15 protein-coding genes are annotated in these 16,060 nt (G+C 71.8%); 4 read left to right on the forward strand and 11 right to left on the reverse strand.

Annotated features, from left to right (window positions below; translation table 11 throughout):
* Positions 1-53: 53 nt before the first annotated feature.
* From HF577_RS17410 to HF577_RS17420, 3 genes are all read right to left on the reverse strand, one after another.
* The gene (locus HF577_RS17410) at positions 54-1,049 is read right to left on the reverse strand and encodes an AraC-like ligand-binding domain-containing protein (RefSeq protein WP_169396926.1); all 996 of its coding nucleotides are present in this window, start codon (positions 1,047-1,049) and stop codon (positions 54-56) included.
* Between the two features lie 101 nt (positions 1,050-1,150).
* On the reverse strand, positions 1,151-2,365 hold the full coding sequence (locus HF577_RS17415) for an acyl-CoA dehydrogenase family protein (RefSeq protein WP_169396927.1): 1,215 nt from the start codon (positions 2,363-2,365) through the stop codon (positions 1,151-1,153).
* Between the two features lie 109 nt (positions 2,366-2,474).
* On the reverse strand, positions 2,475-3,935 hold the full coding sequence (locus HF577_RS17420) for a carboxylesterase/lipase family protein (RefSeq protein ID WP_407692216.1): 1,461 nt from the start codon (positions 3,933-3,935) through the stop codon (positions 2,475-2,477).
* A 257-nt stretch (positions 3,936-4,192) separates the two neighbouring features.
* On the opposite strand from HF577_RS17420, the gene HF577_RS17425 reads away from it, so the two are divergent.
* The 4 genes from HF577_RS17425 to HF577_RS17440 are packed head-to-tail and all read left to right on the forward strand — an operon-like array spanning position 4,193 to position 8,169.
* Positions 4,193-5,344, forward strand: coding sequence for an ABC transporter ATP-binding protein (locus tag HF577_RS17425; RefSeq protein WP_169396929.1), 1,152 nt, complete (start codon positions 4,193-4,195; stop codon positions 5,342-5,344).
* Positions 5,345-5,360: 16 nt separating this feature from the next.
* Entirely contained in the window at positions 5,361-6,458 is a 1,098-nt protein-coding gene (locus HF577_RS17430) for a polyamine ABC transporter substrate-binding protein (RefSeq protein ID WP_169396930.1), read from the forward strand.
* A gap of 43 nt (positions 6,459-6,501) precedes the next feature.
* Positions 6,502-7,332 carry an ABC transporter permease gene (locus HF577_RS17435; protein WP_169396931.1) on the forward strand — a complete coding sequence of 277 codons (831 nt, stop codon included), beginning with the start codon at positions 6,502-6,504 and terminating at the stop codon, positions 7,330-7,332.
* Positions 7,333-7,368: 36 nt separating this feature from the next.
* On the forward strand, positions 7,369-8,169 hold the full coding sequence (locus HF577_RS17440; RefSeq protein ID WP_169396932.1) for an ABC transporter permease: 801 nt from the start codon (positions 7,369-7,371) through the stop codon (positions 8,167-8,169).
* Here the strand turns inward: HF577_RS17440 and HF577_RS17445 are convergent.
* The 8 genes from HF577_RS17445 to HF577_RS17480 all read right to left on the reverse strand — a co-directional run.
* A complete protein-coding gene (locus tag HF577_RS17445) occupies positions 8,162-8,884 on the reverse strand; it encodes a hypothetical protein (protein ID WP_169396933.1) in 723 nt (240 codons plus the stop codon). The two genes, HF577_RS17440 and HF577_RS17445, sit on opposite strands and share 8 nt — an antisense overlap.
* A gap of 28 nt (positions 8,885-8,912) precedes the next feature.
* A complete protein-coding gene (locus tag HF577_RS17450) occupies positions 8,913-10,130 on the reverse strand; it encodes an FAD-dependent oxidoreductase (protein WP_169396934.1) in 1,218 nt (405 codons plus the stop codon).
* A gap of 213 nt (positions 10,131-10,343) precedes the next feature.
* Positions 10,344-10,838, reverse strand: coding sequence for a MarR family winged helix-turn-helix transcriptional regulator (locus HF577_RS17455; RefSeq protein ID WP_169396935.1), 495 nt, complete (start codon positions 10,836-10,838; stop codon positions 10,344-10,346).
* A gap of 111 nt (positions 10,839-10,949) precedes the next feature.
* The gene (locus HF577_RS38450) at positions 10,950-11,774 is read right to left on the reverse strand and encodes an ABC transporter ATP-binding protein (protein WP_169396936.1); all 825 of its coding nucleotides are present in this window, start codon (positions 11,772-11,774) and stop codon (positions 10,950-10,952) included.
* Positions 11,771-12,586, reverse strand: coding sequence for an ABC transporter ATP-binding protein (locus HF577_RS38455; RefSeq protein WP_169396937.1), 816 nt, complete (start codon positions 12,584-12,586; stop codon positions 11,771-11,773). Before HF577_RS38455 ends, HF577_RS38450 begins: the two co-directional genes overlap by 4 nt.
* On the reverse strand, positions 12,583-13,485 hold the full coding sequence (locus HF577_RS17470; protein WP_169396938.1) for an ABC transporter permease: 903 nt from the start codon (positions 13,483-13,485) through the stop codon (positions 12,583-12,585). The genes HF577_RS38455 and HF577_RS17470 overlap by 4 nt, the downstream gene beginning before the upstream one ends.
* Positions 13,482-14,573: an ABC transporter permease gene (locus HF577_RS17475; protein WP_169396939.1), complete on the reverse strand. Its 1,092-nt coding sequence runs from the start codon at positions 14,571-14,573 to the stop codon at positions 13,482-13,484. The genes HF577_RS17470 and HF577_RS17475 overlap by 4 nt, the downstream gene beginning before the upstream one ends.
* The coding region (locus tag HF577_RS17480; protein ID WP_169396940.1) for an ABC transporter substrate-binding protein at positions 14,548-16,060 on the reverse strand (1,513 nt) is incomplete at its 5' end. The genes HF577_RS17475 and HF577_RS17480, both read right to left, overlap by 26 nt.

The following is a 16,060-nucleotide window of genomic DNA, read 5'->3' on the forward strand; positions in this document are numbered from 1 at the left end:
GCCCCCGTGCGTACAGCTGTTTCAGCCACCCCGACCCTTTCGCATCCGCCTGCTCATCGCCCCTGGCGTGCAGTGCCGGCCCGGTAGGCGGTGAGAGTCGTACCGAGCACGGCGCGGAACGCCCGATAGAGCTGGGTCTCGCCGGCGAACCCCGAGGCGGCGGCGAGGTCGGCTACGGACAGCGACGGCCGGGTCCGCACCAGCCGGGCGGCGTGGTCCACGCGGATCCGCCGCAGCTCGTCGGCGAGCGAGAGCGGGGAGTCGGCGAACAGGCGGAACAGCGAGCGGCGCGACATGTGGCAGGCGCGGGCAACGACATCCGCGTCGAGCCGCGGGTCGACGAAGTTCGTCCGCAGGTGGTCCCGCACCCGCGCCCGGACCAGCTCCCGGGCGTCCGGCTCGGACGGGCCGGTTCCGGCCGCGGTCCCGAGCGCCGCGCCGACCAGCCCCAGTGCGTGGTCGCCGAGGACGGCCGCACCGGCGGCGTCCTGTCGCGAGACCGCAGCCAGGGACGACAGGAACCCGGCGATCACCGACACCGCGCCCTCCGGGTCCAGTCGCACGGCCGTCGCCTGCCGGGTGGCCCGGTCGCTCAGTCCGCTGCGCGCCTGGAGCAACGTCCTGGGCATCTGGACGACCACCTGCTCGAACTCATCGTCGAAGGTGAAGTCGAAGGGGCGCGTGCTGTCGCAGAAGACCAGCGACCCCGGGACGAGCTCGACCTCCCGGCCGTCCTGCTGCACCCTGCTCCGCCCGGCCACCTGGACGGTGGCCATCAGGTAGGCCTCGTCCGCGTCGTCGATCAGCCCGGACGTGCGCCGGATCCGGTGGGCGTCGGCCCGCACCGTCGAGAGCTGCAGGTCGCGGCCACCGGTGTGATCGATACTGGCGCGGAACGGGTGGTCGCGCAGCGGTGTGGCCGAGAGCGGGACGAAGGTGGCGCTGATGACGTCCCGGTACGCGGCGAACGCGCCCGATGGGCGGATCCCGCGGGTGGACCACCCCCCGGGAGCCCCTCCGGACGTGGGGTCGCCCTCCGGCGCGGTCACCCGTCCATCATGCGCCGCCCCTGCGGTCCGGTCCGCGTGGCGTTGCGCACGAGCCGCGGCACCGGCGGTCCCCTCAGCCGCCGGACGCATCTGCGGACCCGTCACACGAGGGGCGTGATCCCCTCTCCCAGGCCGAGCAGGGCACGGCCGTAGACCTGCGCGCCGATCGCCGGGTTGGCCACGGCGTGCCTGCTGGCCACCTCGCTGTCGCGCCAGATGCGCTGCAGCGGGCTGGACTCGGCGAACCCGCCCGAGCCGTACACGGAGACCAGCTCCCGGATCGCCTCGCGCGCGTTCACGATCGCCTGGGCGACGTCCATCCGGCAGCGGGCACGGGTGCGGTGGTCCGGCACCGAGCCGAGCCGCCCGGCCTCGTCGATCTCGGCGACCGCCCGGAACACGAGCAGCTCAGCGGTGTCGATCAAGGTTGCCGCCGTCGCCACCGCGAGCTGGACGGCCGGTGAGTCGGCCTGGGTCGCGTAGTCGGTGTAGGCGATTCCGCGGCGACCGGCCTGCTCCACCACGAACTCCAGCGCCGACTGCGCGAGCCCGAGCTGCGGACCTGCCAGGTCGGTCATCGCGGCGGCCGCGAACGGGACGCGGTAGAGCTCCTCGTCGGGGTACGGGCTGTCGTTCCCGCCCGCCTGCAGGGTGCGCAGCGAGACGAACCGGTGCCGCGGCACCACGACCTCGTCCGCGGCCACCGTGTTGGAGCCGGTGCCCCGCATCCCGGCGACGAACCAGGTCTCCTCGACGGTCACGTCGGCGGCAGGCACGAGCACCAGCCCCTGGTCGACGACCGTGCCACCGGCGTCCACGACCGGGACACCGAGGAAGAGCCACTGGGCGTGCAGGCAGCCGGTGCAGTACGACCACCGGCCGGAGACGGTGAAGCCGCCGGGCCCCGCCGTCGCGCTGCCGGTCGGGGCGAGCACCCCGGCGATCCGGGCGCCGGGGTGCTCGCCCCACACGTCGTTCTGCACCTGCTCGTTCCACATGCCGACGAACCACGACCCACCCGTGAGCAGGCTCGTCGTCCATCCCGTCGACCCGCAGCCCCGGGCCAGCTCCCGGATCACCTCGATCTTCGTGCGGAAGTCGGCCTGGAACCCGCCGAACCGCTTCGGCTGGGTGAGCCGGAACAACCCGGCGGCCTCGATCGCTGCGATGTTCTCCTCGACCACGCGCCGCCCGTCCTCGGTCCGTTGCGCGTTGCGCTGCAACAGCGGAACCAGCTCCGCGGCCCGCCCGACCAGGTCCGCACGCTGCTTGCGGTCCGCCTCACCGACACTCGGCCGGTCGAGCACCACTGCCATTGCTCCTCGATTCCTGGGCATCCGGGTCCCTCGAGGCTGCCGCGCCCGCACCCGCGCCCACCACACAAGGAGTGCCGCCCGGCTGACGATGAGTGCCAGAGCTATCGGCTCAGCGGATCGCGTTCCAGACGGCCCGGGTGCTGCCGCGGGGATCGCGGACGGTCTCGACCGTCGTGCCGAAGCTCCGGACGTTGCGCTCCTGCCCGTAGGGCTCCCAGCCCGGATCCCCGGTGGTGGCGAACGCGACCCACGCCCGGTGCATCGCGTCGGCGAGCTCCTGCGGCGGTTCGTGGCCCGTGAGACCGGTGGTGCAGTGCAACGTGTCGAACACGAACCCCAGCTCGAGCGCGTGGCAGGCCCCGAGCGCACCGTCGAGCACCGGCGACGCCCAGTCGAACTCGTACACGTGCGCGCCCGGGTGCGCCTCGGCCATCCGGATCGTGGGGATGCGGAACAACCAGTCCGTCACGACGTCGGTGAGCAGCACGCCGGGGGACGCCTCCGGCCACAGCGCCCGGTACTCGTCGAGCGCGTCCTCCGGCAACCCGTACTCAGCGGCGAGGGCCTGCAGCGCCGCCTCGGTGACGCGGTCCATGGCGCCGAACGGCACGAGGAACAGCCGGTACTCGTCCCTCGTGGACCCCACGAGCAGGTCGATCCCGGCGGCGGATCCCGCGGCGATGCGGCGGATCGGCAGGTCGGGCAGCACGTGGCCGTCCACCACCGGCTCGTAGACCAGCGCGTTGACCGCGGCGCCACCCCACCCGGCAGCGGCGGGGACCGCCTGGATCCGCGCGGCGAGTGCCTGCTGCGCCTCCACCAGACGCTGCGGTGACACCCGGTGCACGTCCTCGAGAGGCACGCCGGCCTCGTCGGCCACGTGGTCCGCGAAGCGGGCGGCCGTGGCCGCCGACAGGACGAGGTGGCCACCGCCGCTCTGCACGACGGCCCGCCGGAACAGCCCCTCGGCGGCGGGCATCGCCAGCAGCGCCGCGATGCTCATGCCGCCTGCCGACTCGCCGAACACGGTGACGTTGCCGGGGTCGCCCCCGAACGCGGCGATGTTCTCCTGCACCCAGCGCAGCGCCGCCACCTGGTCGAGCAGGCCGAGGTTCGGTGTGCCGCCCGGAAGCAGCAGGAAGCCCTCGGCGCCGAGCCGGTAGTTCATGCCCACCAGCACCACGCCGTCGCGCGCGAACGCGGTGCCGTCGAAGGTCGGCAGCGAGTTGGACCCGTTGGTGTAGCCGCCGCCGTGGATCCAGACCATCACCGGGGCGCTGCCGGCGTCCTCGGGAGCCCAGATGTTGACGTTCAGGTACTCCTCGCCCGGGATGACCACGGCCGGGGAGAGCAGCCGCTCCAGCGGCTCCGGGTCGCGGGCAGCGGGTGCCGTGGGTCCGTGCTCCAGCGCGTCGCGGACCCCGTCCCAGGTGGGTGGACGGGCCGGCGGAGCGAACCGGTTCGGCCCCACCGGAGCCGCCGCATACGGAATCCCCAGAAATCGGGACACGCCGTTCAGCACTCGCCCACGAACCTGCCCCGATGTTGTCGGCACTACGTGACCCATCATTGCAGTCTCACCGTTGGACCGGGTTTTCTCAACGCCACGAAATACTCGGTTCCCGATATACCGGCCCATCGGTACCCGTCGCCGACGAGGCGTTCGAGCAGCTCAGAGGCAGCCCGACAGCGCCACCAGAGGCGACAGATGTCCGGTCGGGCGCCGATGTCCCGATCCGGAGGAATGACTTCCGATGCGGCGGAGATATCGGCCAAATGATGTTGTTGCCGTTCGACGGACGCCTCGGTCGGCAATAGTATCGAGCCATGCTGCTTTCTCGCCGTACTCGTGGCGCGCCCGGCCGAGCCGGCCCGGGCCTGCGTACCCGGGTGGGCGGTTCGGCCGAGCTGCGTGGTGTGTCGAAGAGCTATCCCGGGGTCGAGGCACTCGTCGAATTCGACCTGACGGTCGCGCAGGGTGAGTTCGTCGCGATCGTCGGACCGAGCGGAAGCGGCAAGACGACGGCGATGCGCGTGCTGGGCGGGTTCGAGCAGCCGGACTCGGGAAGCGTCTGGATCGCCGGCCGGGACGTCACGTCGTTGCCCGCGCAACGGCGCGAGGTGAACACGGTGTTCCAGAACTACGCGCTGTTTCCGCATCTCTCCGTCGCCGAGAACATCGGGTACGGCCCGAAGCTGCGCGGGGTGCGAGCCAAGAACAGGGCCGCGCTGGTCGACGACCTCCTGCGGCTCGTGCAGCTCGAGGGTGTGCAGCAGCGGCGGCCCGCGCAGCTGTCGGGGGGCCAGCAGCAACGCGTCGCCATCGCACGGGCGCTGGCGAACGAGCCGGCCGTGCTCCTCCTCGACGAGCCGCTGGGTGCTCTGGACCGCCGGCTGCGCGGGGACCTGCAGATCGAGCTGCGCCGGATCCACCGCGAGCTGGGCACGAGCTTCGTGTACGTGACCCATGACCAGGACGAGGCATTCGGGCTCGCCGACCGCGTCGTGGTCGTGCACGAGGGCCGGGTGGAGCAGCAGGGCACGCCCGCCGAGATCTACGACGCGCCGGCCACGCTCTGGGCGGCGCGCTTCATCGGGGAGCACAACTTCGTGACCGGCCGCGTCGACACGTCCCGTGGTCCGCGGTGGAGCATCGCCACGGACGTGGGGCTCCTGCATGCCGAGACGGCGCACGGAGCTCCCGCAGTCGGCGAGCCCGTCGTGGTCGCGGTGCGCCAGGAGCGGATGGCGATCGAACCGCGCCCGCCGTCCGTGGTGGACAACGCCGTGCCCGTGCGGGTCACCGAAGTCGTCGATGTGGGCCCCGAGCTGCGGATCTCCGCGTCGACGCCCGGCGGTACGACCTTTGTCAGCAGCTGCCCGCGATGGGGCGGCCCCACGGTTCCCGACGTCGGCGCCGACGTCGTGGCGCACTGGCCCGCCGCGTCGGCCCACGTCTATCCCTTGTCCACGCTCTGACGAACGGTAGCCCTCCATGACCCTGCACGACCTGCGGCTGAGCCGCCGGAACCTCCTCGGCGCCGCCGGCGCCCTGTCGGCCACCGCGTTCCTCGCCGCCTGCGGTGGCGCGGGCGGCGGCTCGGCGGCGGCGGCGTCCCAGCTCGACATCTACAGCTGGGCCGACTACTTCGCCCAGGACAACCTCACCGCCTTCACCACGGCGAGCGGCATCACGCCGAAGATCACCACCTACGACTCCAACGACACGCTCTCGGCCAAGCTCAACAGCGCGGCGGGAACCGGGTTCGACCTCGTCGTCCCGACATCGGGATGGATCACCGAGTACGCCTCGCGCGACCTGGTCCAGAAGATCGACCACAGCAGGCTCAACCTGTCCACACTCGACCCGTCCCTGCTCGACCGCGCCTACGACCCGCACAACCAGTACTCGGTCCCGAAGGACTGGGGGCTGCAGGGCGTCATCTACGACCCCCGGGCCGTGGGCGGGGACATCACCACGTGGCAGAACTTCCTGGACGCGGGCGAACGGCCCGGCGTCCAGGGCAAGATCCGGCTGTCCGGGTCGGGGTGGGAGAACGTCGGCGTCGCGCTCTGGGCCGACGGCAAGGACTGGAACACCACCGACCAGTCGGTGATCCGCGCGGGCGGTGACCGGATGAAGGACTGGGTCACCAGGACGAAACCGCAGTTCACCAGCTCCAACGTGGACCCGATCGTCAACGGCTCGATCGTGCTGGCCATCCACGACCAGGCCGGGGCGCGACGCGCCATCGAGCAGAACCCCGCGCTGCGCTGGTCGGTGCCCGGCCCCACCAGCCAGCTGTGGGTGGACAGCTACGCGATACCGAAGGACGCCCCGCACCTCGACGCGGTCTACTCGTTCCTGAACTACGAGCTGACCGAGAAGGCACAGATCACCGACACCCGGTTCCTCGGCTACCCCACCGCGCTCGCGGGCCTGCGCGGCAAGCTGCCGCCGGGCATCGACAACGTCGATCTCATCTTCGGTGGCGCCGGGGTGGACCTGTCGAAGCTCACCACCTTCGTGGTGAACCCGGACACCATCCCGGTCTACCAGGAGATCCAGACCGAGCTCCATGCACTGTCCTGACCAGGCTCGCCGCGCAACGCCGCGGAGTGGCGCAGCCGCGCTCGTGCCCCACCTCCTGGCCGCCGCGCCCGGGCTGTGGCTCACGGCCGTCTTCGTCGCACCGCTGCTGCTGACCGTCGCGCTGTCCTTCGCCCACCCCGGCTTCGGCGACGTGACCTTCGGGTTCACCCTCGACAACTACCGCACCGCGCTGGGCGGGCTGTACGCGCAGACCTTCGTGCAGACCGTCGTGCTCGCTGTCGGCTGCGGCGCGCTCAGCGTGCTGCTCGCCATGCCGATCGCCTACTTCATCGCGCGGCACGCCGGCCGGTTCGCCGGTGCGCTGCTGGCCGCGATCCTGCTGCCGTACTTCTCCAGCTTCCTCATCAGGGTGCTGTCCTGGCAGGTCATCCTGGCAAGCGGCGGGCCCGTCGACAGCGTTCTCCACGCGCTCGGGCTGCTGCACGCGCCGCTGGACCTGATCGGCACCCGGGCCGCGGTGGTCATCGGGATCGTCTACGGCTATCTCCCGATCGCCGTCCTCCCGCAGTACGTGGTCTTCTCCCGCATCCCCCGGTCGACGACGGACGCGGCGGCCGACCTCGGAGCGGGGGCATGGCGCCGGTTCACCTCGGTGGTGCTGCCCCTCGCGCGACCGGGGGTGGCCACCGCCGCGCTCCTCACGGCCGTACCGATGCTCGGCGAGCTCGTGGTGCCGCAGTTGCTCGGCGGCGGCCGCGGTCTCCTGCTCGGACAGCTCCTGCAGACGCAGTACGTCCAGTCCCAGAACTACGCGCTGGGTTCCGCGATCGCGGTGCTCATCCTGGTCGCGGTCGGCGTGCTGGTGGCCCTGCTGCTGCGTCTGACCCGGGGGTTCGACGAGGCGCCGCGATGACGAGACGACGATGACGATGACGATGACGAGCCTGCGATGACGCGATTGCGGTCCACCCGCGCGGCGCTGGGCGTGGTCTGCGCTCTGGGGCTCGCCGTGCTGTACCTGCCGCTGCTCCTCTCCGTCCTCTACTCGTTCAACCAGGGCATCGACGGCAGGCAGACCGCCCGTCTCACCGGCTGGTCACTGAGGGCCTACGCCGACGCATGGCAGGACGACTCACTCCGCTCGGCGGCACTCACCGGCCTGCAGGTCGCCCTCGTGGTCGCGGCCGTCTCCGGCCTGCTCGGCTCGGCATGGGGCTACGCGATGGTGCGCCACGCGTCGGCGCGGGTGCGCCGGGCGCTGGCCGGCCTCGGTTACCTGCTGGTGATCATGCCGGAGGTCGTGCTCGCCGTCTCGCTCCTGCAGTTCGCCGGCCGGCTCGGCGTCCCGCTCGGCTTCCTGACGCTCGCGGCCGCGCACACCCCGATGACGATGGTGGTCGTCGCGCTCATCGTCCGGGCGCGGGTGCTCACCCTCGATCGCCGGCTCGAGGACGCCGGGCGCGATCTGGGCGCGTCCGAGCTGCGGATCCTGGGCGACATCGTCGTTCCCGCACTCCTGCCCGCGGTGCTGACCGGCACCGTGCTGGCCTTCACCTTCTCCTTCGACGACGTGGTCATCTCGGCCTTCCTGACCACACCGTCCGTGAGCACCCTGCCGGTCTACCTCTACAGCAGCCTCAACTACGGCACCGCACCCGCGGTCTACGCGGCGACCACCGCCGTGCTCGCGCTCACGATCGTCGTGCTCGGCATCGCCGGTCTCCTCCACCGCGCCACGACCGTCACCTGACGAAGTGGACGTCGCTGAGTTCGATCGACACCATCAGCTGTTCCAGGTTCGCCCGGCCGTCCGCGCCACACCGGTAGGCCAACCGCTTCGACGGGAGCCGGAAACCGTCCACCTCGATGATGTCGTGCACGTACTGAACCGCCGCGAACCCCCCGGCCACGTCGACCCGGTAGTCGTGCCTGCGCAGCAGGTGGTCCTCCCCGACGTAGAACTCCTGCAGGGTGCTGTGGCCGGCGATCCGCGGCGGGAAGCGCGCCTGGAGCCCGCGCCACCTCTGCCCGTGCTCCTCCACCGGGTCGATCTCGCTGACCGAGAAGCCGGGCATCGCGAGGAGGAACGGCGTGGTGAGGTAGGTCCACAGCGCGTAGCCGTTGAAGTAGGCGCGGTGCAACGCATCCCACGGCGTCGTCAGCTCGTGCCCCGAGAACGACTCCCGCGGGTCGATCCGCTCCGCCACGACCTGACCGTCCAGCTTCTCGATCGCGATCCGGTCGCGGGTGAAGGCGGTCTTCTGGTCGGGAGAGCCGAAGGGCTGGACCGACGCCCACTGCTCGTGCAGCGCCACCGTCATCAGTCGCGGGGCCGGGTCCTGCACCAGACCCTTGATCCCCCACAGCTCACCGCCCGTGACGATGGACGCCTGGACACGGGAGAACCCGTTCCAGCGCTCGAGCCCGCCGTGGGCCTCCAGCACCGCACTCAGCAGGTCGTTCATCGTCGATCCCCTCGTCCGGCGTGTGACGTCAGCGTGCGAGTTCGCGGTCCCTGTGGCTACAGCCGGTCGGGTCGTACCCGTAGAGCCAGTCGACGATCTCGAAGTCGTCGTCGGCCCGCTGCGACAGGAGCGCGTTCCGCATGACGGCGCCGACCCCGTCGATGTGGAGGATCTCGCCCCATGTGTGGGCCGTGGTCTGGACCCTCGCCGTGCGCGGGTAGCGGTGGGACTCGTAGGCCGCGAAGGCGGCCTCGATGTCGCCGGGGTGCGCTGTCACGCTGTCCGCGAGCGCGACCGAGTCCTCGATCGCCTGGCCTGCGCCCTGGGCGAGGTACTGCAGCATCGGGTGCGCGGCGTCCCCGGCCAGCGTGATGTTGCCCCGGCTCCACCCCCTCATCGGCGCCCTGTCCAGCAACGGCCATCGCCGGGTGTGGTCCATGAGCGCCACACCGTGGGCGACCTCCGGGCAGGTGCGTTCGAAGACCCGGTCGAGCTGGCGTCCGATGTCGTCGGTGCCGGCGGGACAGCGCCGCGTGTCGAACGTGGCGACCTGGTTGACCAGCTCCCCGCGGCGCACCGGGTACTGCACCAGGTGCAGGCCCGGCCCGACCCAGATCACCATGCCGTCGGGCTCACGCAGCCCGCCGTGCTCGCCCAGGGCCTCGATCGGCACGGTGCCGCGGTAGGCGACATATCCGGAGTCCTCCGGCTCACCGTCCTCGATGAGCATCGTGCGGGTCCGGGAGTGGAGCCCGTCCGCGGCGATCAGTGCCTCGGTCTCGTACGCACTGCCGTCGGCGCAGGCGACCAGTGCTCCGCCCGGACGGGGCTCGACGCGCAGCACGTGCTTGGACGCCAACAGCTCGACGAGCCCGCTGTCCTCGCAGGCCACCTGTATCGCACGGTGGAGGTCGGCCCGGTGCGTCACGAAGTAGCGGTAGCCGAACCGCTCGAGGAACGGCTCGGCCGTCTCCATCGCCGTGATCGGATCGTTGGTCATGGCATCGCGCAGGACGAGACGGCGGGGGAAGAACGCATCGCGCGTGACGTCGGACAGGACGCCGAGGCGATCCAGCACGCGGGAGGAGTTCGGCGCCAGCTGCAGGCCCGCGCCGATCTCGCCGAACTGCGGTTCGCGTTCCAGCACGCGAACCCGACGACCCTCCCGGGCGAGCGCGAGCGCGGTGGCAAGGCCGCCGATCCCGCCCCCGATCACCAGGAACTCACTGCGCTCGGTACGGGTCATCCGAGATCGCCCGGGATCGATGCCAATTTCGTCCGCATACTGACGAAGCTACGTACGGTTCGGGGCCGCGGTCAAGGACGCCTGGGCGTTCCGTCCCTCTTGCCGCCAATGAGCACGTCAAACGTGCCTCAGGACACAGCTCCTTGCCAGCGGCCGAGACGCAGAGAGGTTTGTCAGTATGCGGATGAATGTGCACCTGCCCGGCGGAGCACGTCAACCCGTGACGGGCGCCTTGTCGACCTCGTAGCCGAGCAGGTCGCTGTGCTGGTCGAGCAGCGCCTGCAGGAGTGAGACCAGCTGCGTGCGCTGCGCCTCGTCGAGCCCCCCGAGCACCGTCTCGTTGACCGTCAAGGCCCGGTCGACGGCCTCGGCGTAGACGGCGCGGCCGGCCTGGGTCAGTCGCACGAGGCGGCGCCGGGCGTCGGCCGGATCCTTGATGTGGGTGATCAGCTGCCGGGCGGCCAGGCGGCGGATCACGTCGGCCGCGGTGGAGCGGTCGAGACGAGCGCGTGACCTGAGCGTGGTCTGGTTGAGCTCGCCCTCCTGGGCCAGCGCGTTGAGCACGGCGAACTGCGGGCTCGTGAGACCGGCGGGGAAGATGTCGGACCAGATCGCGACGTGCGCCTGCTGGCAGGCGCGAAGCAGGTGGCCGATCATGTTCGTGATCTCGAACTCGACGGCCTGCGTCGGGACCGCCGGGGTCGCCATCACAGCCTCACTTCTCGCGGATCGCTCGGATCGCTCTCGGATCGGCCGAGCCGATCGGATGTCGCCGATCGTACAAGCGATCCGTGCGGGAACGCCGGTCGCCGGTCCGCGTCAGCGCAGGACCGCGTCCTGCGGGTACCGGGCGTCGTCGACGGGTGGGGCGGGCATCCGCCCAGAGCCGTCGGGCACCGGAACCGCCGCGAGCAGCGCCTGGGTGTAGGGGTGCTGCGGGTCGCGCCAGATCTCCTGCGCCGGACCCGACTCGACGACCCGCCCCCGGTACATGACGACGAGCCGGTCGGCGATCAGCCGCACCACCGACAGGTCGTGGGAGATGAACAGCAGCCCGGCCCCGCTGTCCACCGCGAGGTCGCGCATCAGCGCCGCGACCACGGCCTGCGTCGACGCGTCCAGCGCCGAGATCGGCTCGTCGCCGATGAGCAGGTCCGGCCGCGCCGCCAGGGCCCGCGCGATCGCGATGCGCTGGCGCTGGCCGCCGGAGAACTCGTGGGGGTAGCGGCGGGCCGCGTCGGGGTCCAGCCCGACCCGCCGCAGCCACTCCGCGGGCTCGGAGGGCGCCGCGCCCCGGGCGACGGCTGCGCGCACCCCGTCGCCGATCTGCACGCCGATCGCCCGCCGGGGGTGCAGCGAGGCGTACGGGTCCTGGAACACCATCTGGACGCGGGTGAGCGCGGCCGGGCGGCGACGCAGCCCGAGGGGTGTGACGGGTGTGCCGTCGACGGTCACGGTGCCCGCCGCCGGCTTCACCAGTCCGCAGACGGCGCGGGCGATGGTGGACTTGCCGCACCCCGACTCCCCCACCAGGCCCACGACCTGCCCGGCCTCCACCGCGAGGTCGACACCGTCCACGGCCCGCACCGGTGGGCGCCCCCGGTAGGTCACGTGCAGCCCCGTCACGTCGAGCAGCCTGTTCACGTCGCCTCCAGCGCGCGCACGTCGTCGAGGCTCTGCACGCCGCCGGTGGCGCCGGGCAGGCTCGCCAGTAGCGACGCGGTGTAGGGGTGCGCGGGGGCGGTGAACACCTGGTGGCGCTCGCCGTCCTCCACGACCTCGCCGTGCCGCATCACCGCCACCCGGTCGGCCACCGCGCTCATGACGCCCAGGTCGTGCGTCACGAGCAGCACGGCCAGTCCCATCTCCGACGCCAGGTCGCGCAGCAGGTGCAGCACCCCGGCCTGCACGGTGACGTCGAGTGCGGTGGTGGGCTCGTCGGCGATGAGGACCGTGGGCGAGCAGGCCAGCGCGATGGCGATCGCGATCCGCTGGCGCTGCCCGCCGGAGAACTGGTGCGGGTAGCGGCGCAGCGCACCCGCAGGGTCGGGGATGCGCACCCGGGAGAGCAGCTCGACGGCGCGTTCCCGCGCGGCGGTCCGGCGGAGCCCGAGGTGGTGGCGTAGGTGGTCGGTGGTCTGCGCGCCGATGCTGAGCATCGGGTGCAGGCTCGTGGACGGGTCCTGGAACACCATGGCGATCTCGGTGCCGCGCAGGGCGTTGCGCCGGCCCGGGGACAGCCCGAGTAGCTCCTGGTCGCCGTAGGTGATGCGCCCCCCGACCTGCGACCCGGGCGGCAGCAGCCCCATCACCGCGAGCCCCGTCATCGTCTTGCCCGACCCGGACTCCCCCGCCAGCCCCTGGACCCGGCCCGCCTCCAGGCGCAGGTCCACGCCGCGCAGGATCTCGGTCCCGCCGATGGAGAGGGTGAGACCGGCGATGTCCAGCACGGTCATCGGGTCTCGGCCTTCCCGAGGACGCCCGCGGTGCGCGGGTCCACGGCGTCGCGCAGCGCGTCGCCGAGGAAGTTGAACGCCATCACGACGGTCAGGATGGCCAGGCCGGGGAACACGCCGAGCCACCACGAGTCGAAGTTCTGGACCGCGGTGGACACCATCGAGCCCCACTCCGCCGTGGGGGGCTTCGCCCCGAGCCCGAGGAACGACAGGCCCGAGAGCAGCAGCGTCGCGGTGCCGATGTCCAGGGTCGCGAGGATCAGCACCGGCCCCACCACCATCGGGACGATGTCGGTGCGCAGCGACCGCAGGGCGGAGAAGCCGAGCAGCCGGTCGGCCAGCACGTAGTCGGCGGTCCGGACGCCCACCACGAGGCCCCGCGTCACGCGGGCGTACGCGGGCCAGGACACGACCAGCGCGGCCAGCACCGCGTTGACCAGGCTCGCCCCGAGCGCCGCGGCCACCACCATGGCGAGGATGACGATGGGGAACGCCATCACCAGGTCGGTCAGCCGCATCACGGTCTCGTCGACCCAGCGCCCGAAGAACCCCGCCGCCAGCCCGAGCACGCCACCGACCACCACCGACAGCCCGACGAGCAGCAGCGCGAGCGGCACCGTCACCTGCGCGCCTGCCAGCACGCGGGTGAACACGTCGCGGCCCAGTTCGTCGGTGCCGAACCAGTGCGCGCCGCTGGGCGCCTCCAGGCGGGGGAAGTCCTGGGCCAGCGGGCCGTAGGGCCACAGGACGGGTCCGAGGACGGCGACGAGGATCCACAGCGCCGCCACCGCGGCGCCGGTGACGCCCAGCGGGGTGCGCCAGGCCTGCGGGATCCGCTTGCGGAACCGCGCCCGCAGGCCGCTCGACCGCAGCGGATCCGCACTGACCACGGTGCTCATGTGACACGCACCCGGGGGTCGATGGCGCCGTAGAGCAGGTCGACGACCAGGTTGATCACGACGTAGATCACGCCGACGACCAGCCCCACGCCCATCACGCCCGGCAGGTCGAGGTGCGACGCCGCCTGGTAGGCGTAGGAGCCCATGCCCGGCCAGGAGAAGATCTGTTCCACCAGCACCGTGCCCGACAGGAGGGCGCCGAACGCCAGGCCGACCACCGTCAGGATCGGCACCAGCGCGGCGCGCAGCACGTAGCGCACGAGCACGGTGCGGCCCGGCAGGCCCTTCGCCCGCGCCGAGCGCACGTAGTCCTGGTCGAGCACCTCCAGCACGGCGGAGCGGGTGAAGCGGGTGAGCAGCCCGACCGTGTAGAGCGTCAGCACCAGCGTGGGCAGCATCAGGTGCGCCACGGCGTCGCCGAAGGTGACCCACTGCCCGGCGAGCAGGGAGTCCACCGTGTACAGGCCGGTCACGTCCGGTGGCGCGGTGGTGGCCGGGGAGAGCCGGCCCGACCCGGGGGCGATGTCGAGCTGGTAGGAGAAGACGTAGAACGCCACCATGGCCAGCCAGAACGTCGGCACGGAGATGCCCACCAGCGACACCAGCCGCAGTGCGCTGTCGGTGAGATGCCCGCGCCGCACCGCGGCCACCACCCCGAGGCCGACGCCGACCAGGATCGACAGCACGATGGCGCCGATCGCGATCTCCAGCGTGGCAGGCACCGCGGCCGACAGGTCCGCAACGACCGACCGGTGGGTCTGCTGCGACTCCCCGAGGTCGCCGCGCAGCAGGTTCCCCAGGTAGGTCAGGTACTGCTCCGGCAACGGCTTGTCGAGCCCGTAGTGGGCGCGGTAGGCCGCCACGATCGTCGGGTCCTCCGCCGCCTGCTGCCCCAGGTTGGCCGCGACGGTGTCGCCCGGCACGAGGTTCGTCAGCACGAACGTCACCAGCGTGACGCCGAGGACGAGCAGTGCCGACACCCCGATGCGGCGCAGCACGTACCGGGCCAGCGGGTGCCCTGGCCGGTGCGTGTCCCTGTCGGCGACCGCGCCCTCGGCCGCGCTACTCGGCTCCGATGGCACCGACATCGACCGTCCAGATCGGGTTGTACGCAGCCCCCGTCACCGACGTCGCCGTGACGATGTTGGAGGGCGGCTGCACGAGCGGGATGAACGGACCGGAGGCGTTGAGGCTCCGCTGGAACTGCTGGTAGGCGGCGTCACGCTGGGCGGTGTCGACGGTCGCCCCCGCGGTGGTGGCCACCGTGTCGATGTCCGGCGCCGCGGTGGCGGGCCAGTTCGCGCGCTTCCCGATCAGGCCGCCGGGAGCGAAGGCGAGGTAGTTGGACGGGTCCGGGAAGTCCGGTCCCCAGTACCAGAGCCCCATCTGCTCCTTGCCGTTGCGGTAGTTGTCCAGCTCGGTGGCCACGGGGGCGGGCGCCAGGTCGACGGTGATGCCGGCGGCGGCGAGCTGCGACTGCAGCTTCTCGGCGAGCGTCTGGAAGCTCAAGCCGTTGAGGGTGAGGTCACTGGGGTAGGCGAGCTTGGGCTTCTGGTCGGCCATCCCGCTGGCGGCGAGGTCGGCCTTGGCCCCCGCCACGTCCGGCTTGAGGGCGTCGGCGGCGGGCAGCGTCCCCGCGATCATCGACGGGATGATGCCCGCCGGCTGCACCGAGCCCGTCCCGGCCACGCCCAGCAGCCCGGGGTAGTCGATGGCCTTCTTCACCGCCGAGACGTACTGGGGGTTGCTGGTGGCGGCCGAGACCTCGGGGCTCTGGTTGAGCAGCAGGAAGATCGTGTACGCGGACGCGCCGCTGGCGACGGTGACCTTGCTCGTGTCGAGGCTGGTCACCTGGTCACCCGAGAGGTCGAGCGCGACCTGGGAGTCGCCCTTCTGGACGTTGAGCACCTGGGTGGCCGCCTTGACGTTGCGGATCACGACGGTGCCGTAGCCGGGCTTGTCGGGGCCGTTGTACGCCGTGTTGCGGGTCAGCACGGCCTGGCTGGCCACGTCGAGCGACTTCAGGACGTACGGGCCGGATCCCGCGGACGCGCCGTTGAGGTACCCCTCGGCGGCGTCCTTGTCGTCGGTGGTGCCGCCGTGGGCCGTCACGACCTTCGAGTTGACGATCGACAGCGCCGGGTTGGGCAGGATGAACGGCAGGGCCGGGTTCGGCTTCGCGCTGGTGAGCACCACCGTGGTGGCGTCCTTCTTGGCCACGGTGACGCCGTCGAGCAGGAACGACGGGTTGCCCTTGAGGCCGATGAGGCGCTGCAGGGAGAACACCACGTCGTCGGCGGTGACCGGGGTGCCGTCGGAGAAGACGCGCCCCTGCGCCAGCGGCAGCGTCAGCGTCGTCGCGTCCGGCGAGAGCTCGTAGCCCGTCGCCAGTTCGCCGACCGGCTTGGTCAGGTCGTTGCCCGCGAAGGTCAGCAGCGTCTCGTACATGCCCTTGGTGAGCATCTGCCCGGTTAGCTCGTACTCGCGGCCCGGGTCGATCGTCTTGAGGTCGAAGCTCGAGTCGATGACGAGCGTGTCGCCGCCCGCTCCCCCGCCGCACTGGTGGCCGTGGCCG

Source organism: Pseudonocardia xinjiangensis, from assembly GCF_012911925.1.
GTDB lineage: Bacteria > Actinomycetota > Actinomycetes > Mycobacteriales > Pseudonocardiaceae > Pseudonocardia > Pseudonocardia xinjiangensis.

Bases quoted from the DNA above. Each gene is read 5' to 3' on its own strand.
- HF577_RS17415 (WP_169396927.1), bottom strand. From the start codon at position 2,365: ATGGCAGTGGTGCTCGACCGGCCGAGTGTCGGTGAGGCGGACCGCAAG.
- HF577_RS17420 (WP_407692216.1), bottom strand. From the start codon at position 3,935: ATGATGGGTCACGTAGTGCCGACAACATCGGGGCAGGTTCGTGGGCGA.
- HF577_RS17425 (WP_169396929.1), top strand. From the start codon at position 4,193: ATGCTGCTTTCTCGCCGTACTCGTGGCGCGCCCGGCCGAGCCGGCCCG.
- HF577_RS17430 (WP_169396930.1), top strand. From the start codon at position 5,361: ATGACCCTGCACGACCTGCGGCTGAGCCGCCGGAACCTCCTCGGCGCC.
- HF577_RS17440 (WP_169396932.1), top strand. From the start codon at position 7,369: ATGACGCGATTGCGGTCCACCCGCGCGGCGCTGGGCGTGGTCTGCGCT.
- HF577_RS17445 (WP_169396933.1), bottom strand. From the start codon at position 8,884: ATGAACGACCTGCTGAGTGCGGTGCTGGAGGCCCACGGCGGGCTCGAG.
- HF577_RS17450 (WP_169396934.1), bottom strand. From the start codon at position 10,130: ATGACCCGTACCGAGCGCAGTGAGTTCCTGGTGATCGGGGGCGGGATC.
- HF577_RS17455 (WP_169396935.1), bottom strand. From the start codon at position 10,838: ATGGCGACCCCGGCGGTCCCGACGCAGGCCGTCGAGTTCGAGATCACG.
- HF577_RS38455 (WP_169396937.1), bottom strand. From the start codon at position 12,586: ATGACCGTGCTGGACATCGCCGGTCTCACCCTCTCCATCGGCGGGACC.
- HF577_RS17470 (WP_169396938.1), bottom strand. From the start codon at position 13,485: ATGAGCACCGTGGTCAGTGCGGATCCGCTGCGGTCGAGCGGCCTGCGG.
- HF577_RS17475 (WP_169396939.1), bottom strand. From the start codon at position 14,573: ATGTCGGTGCCATCGGAGCCGAGTAGCGCGGCCGAGGGCGCGGTCGCC.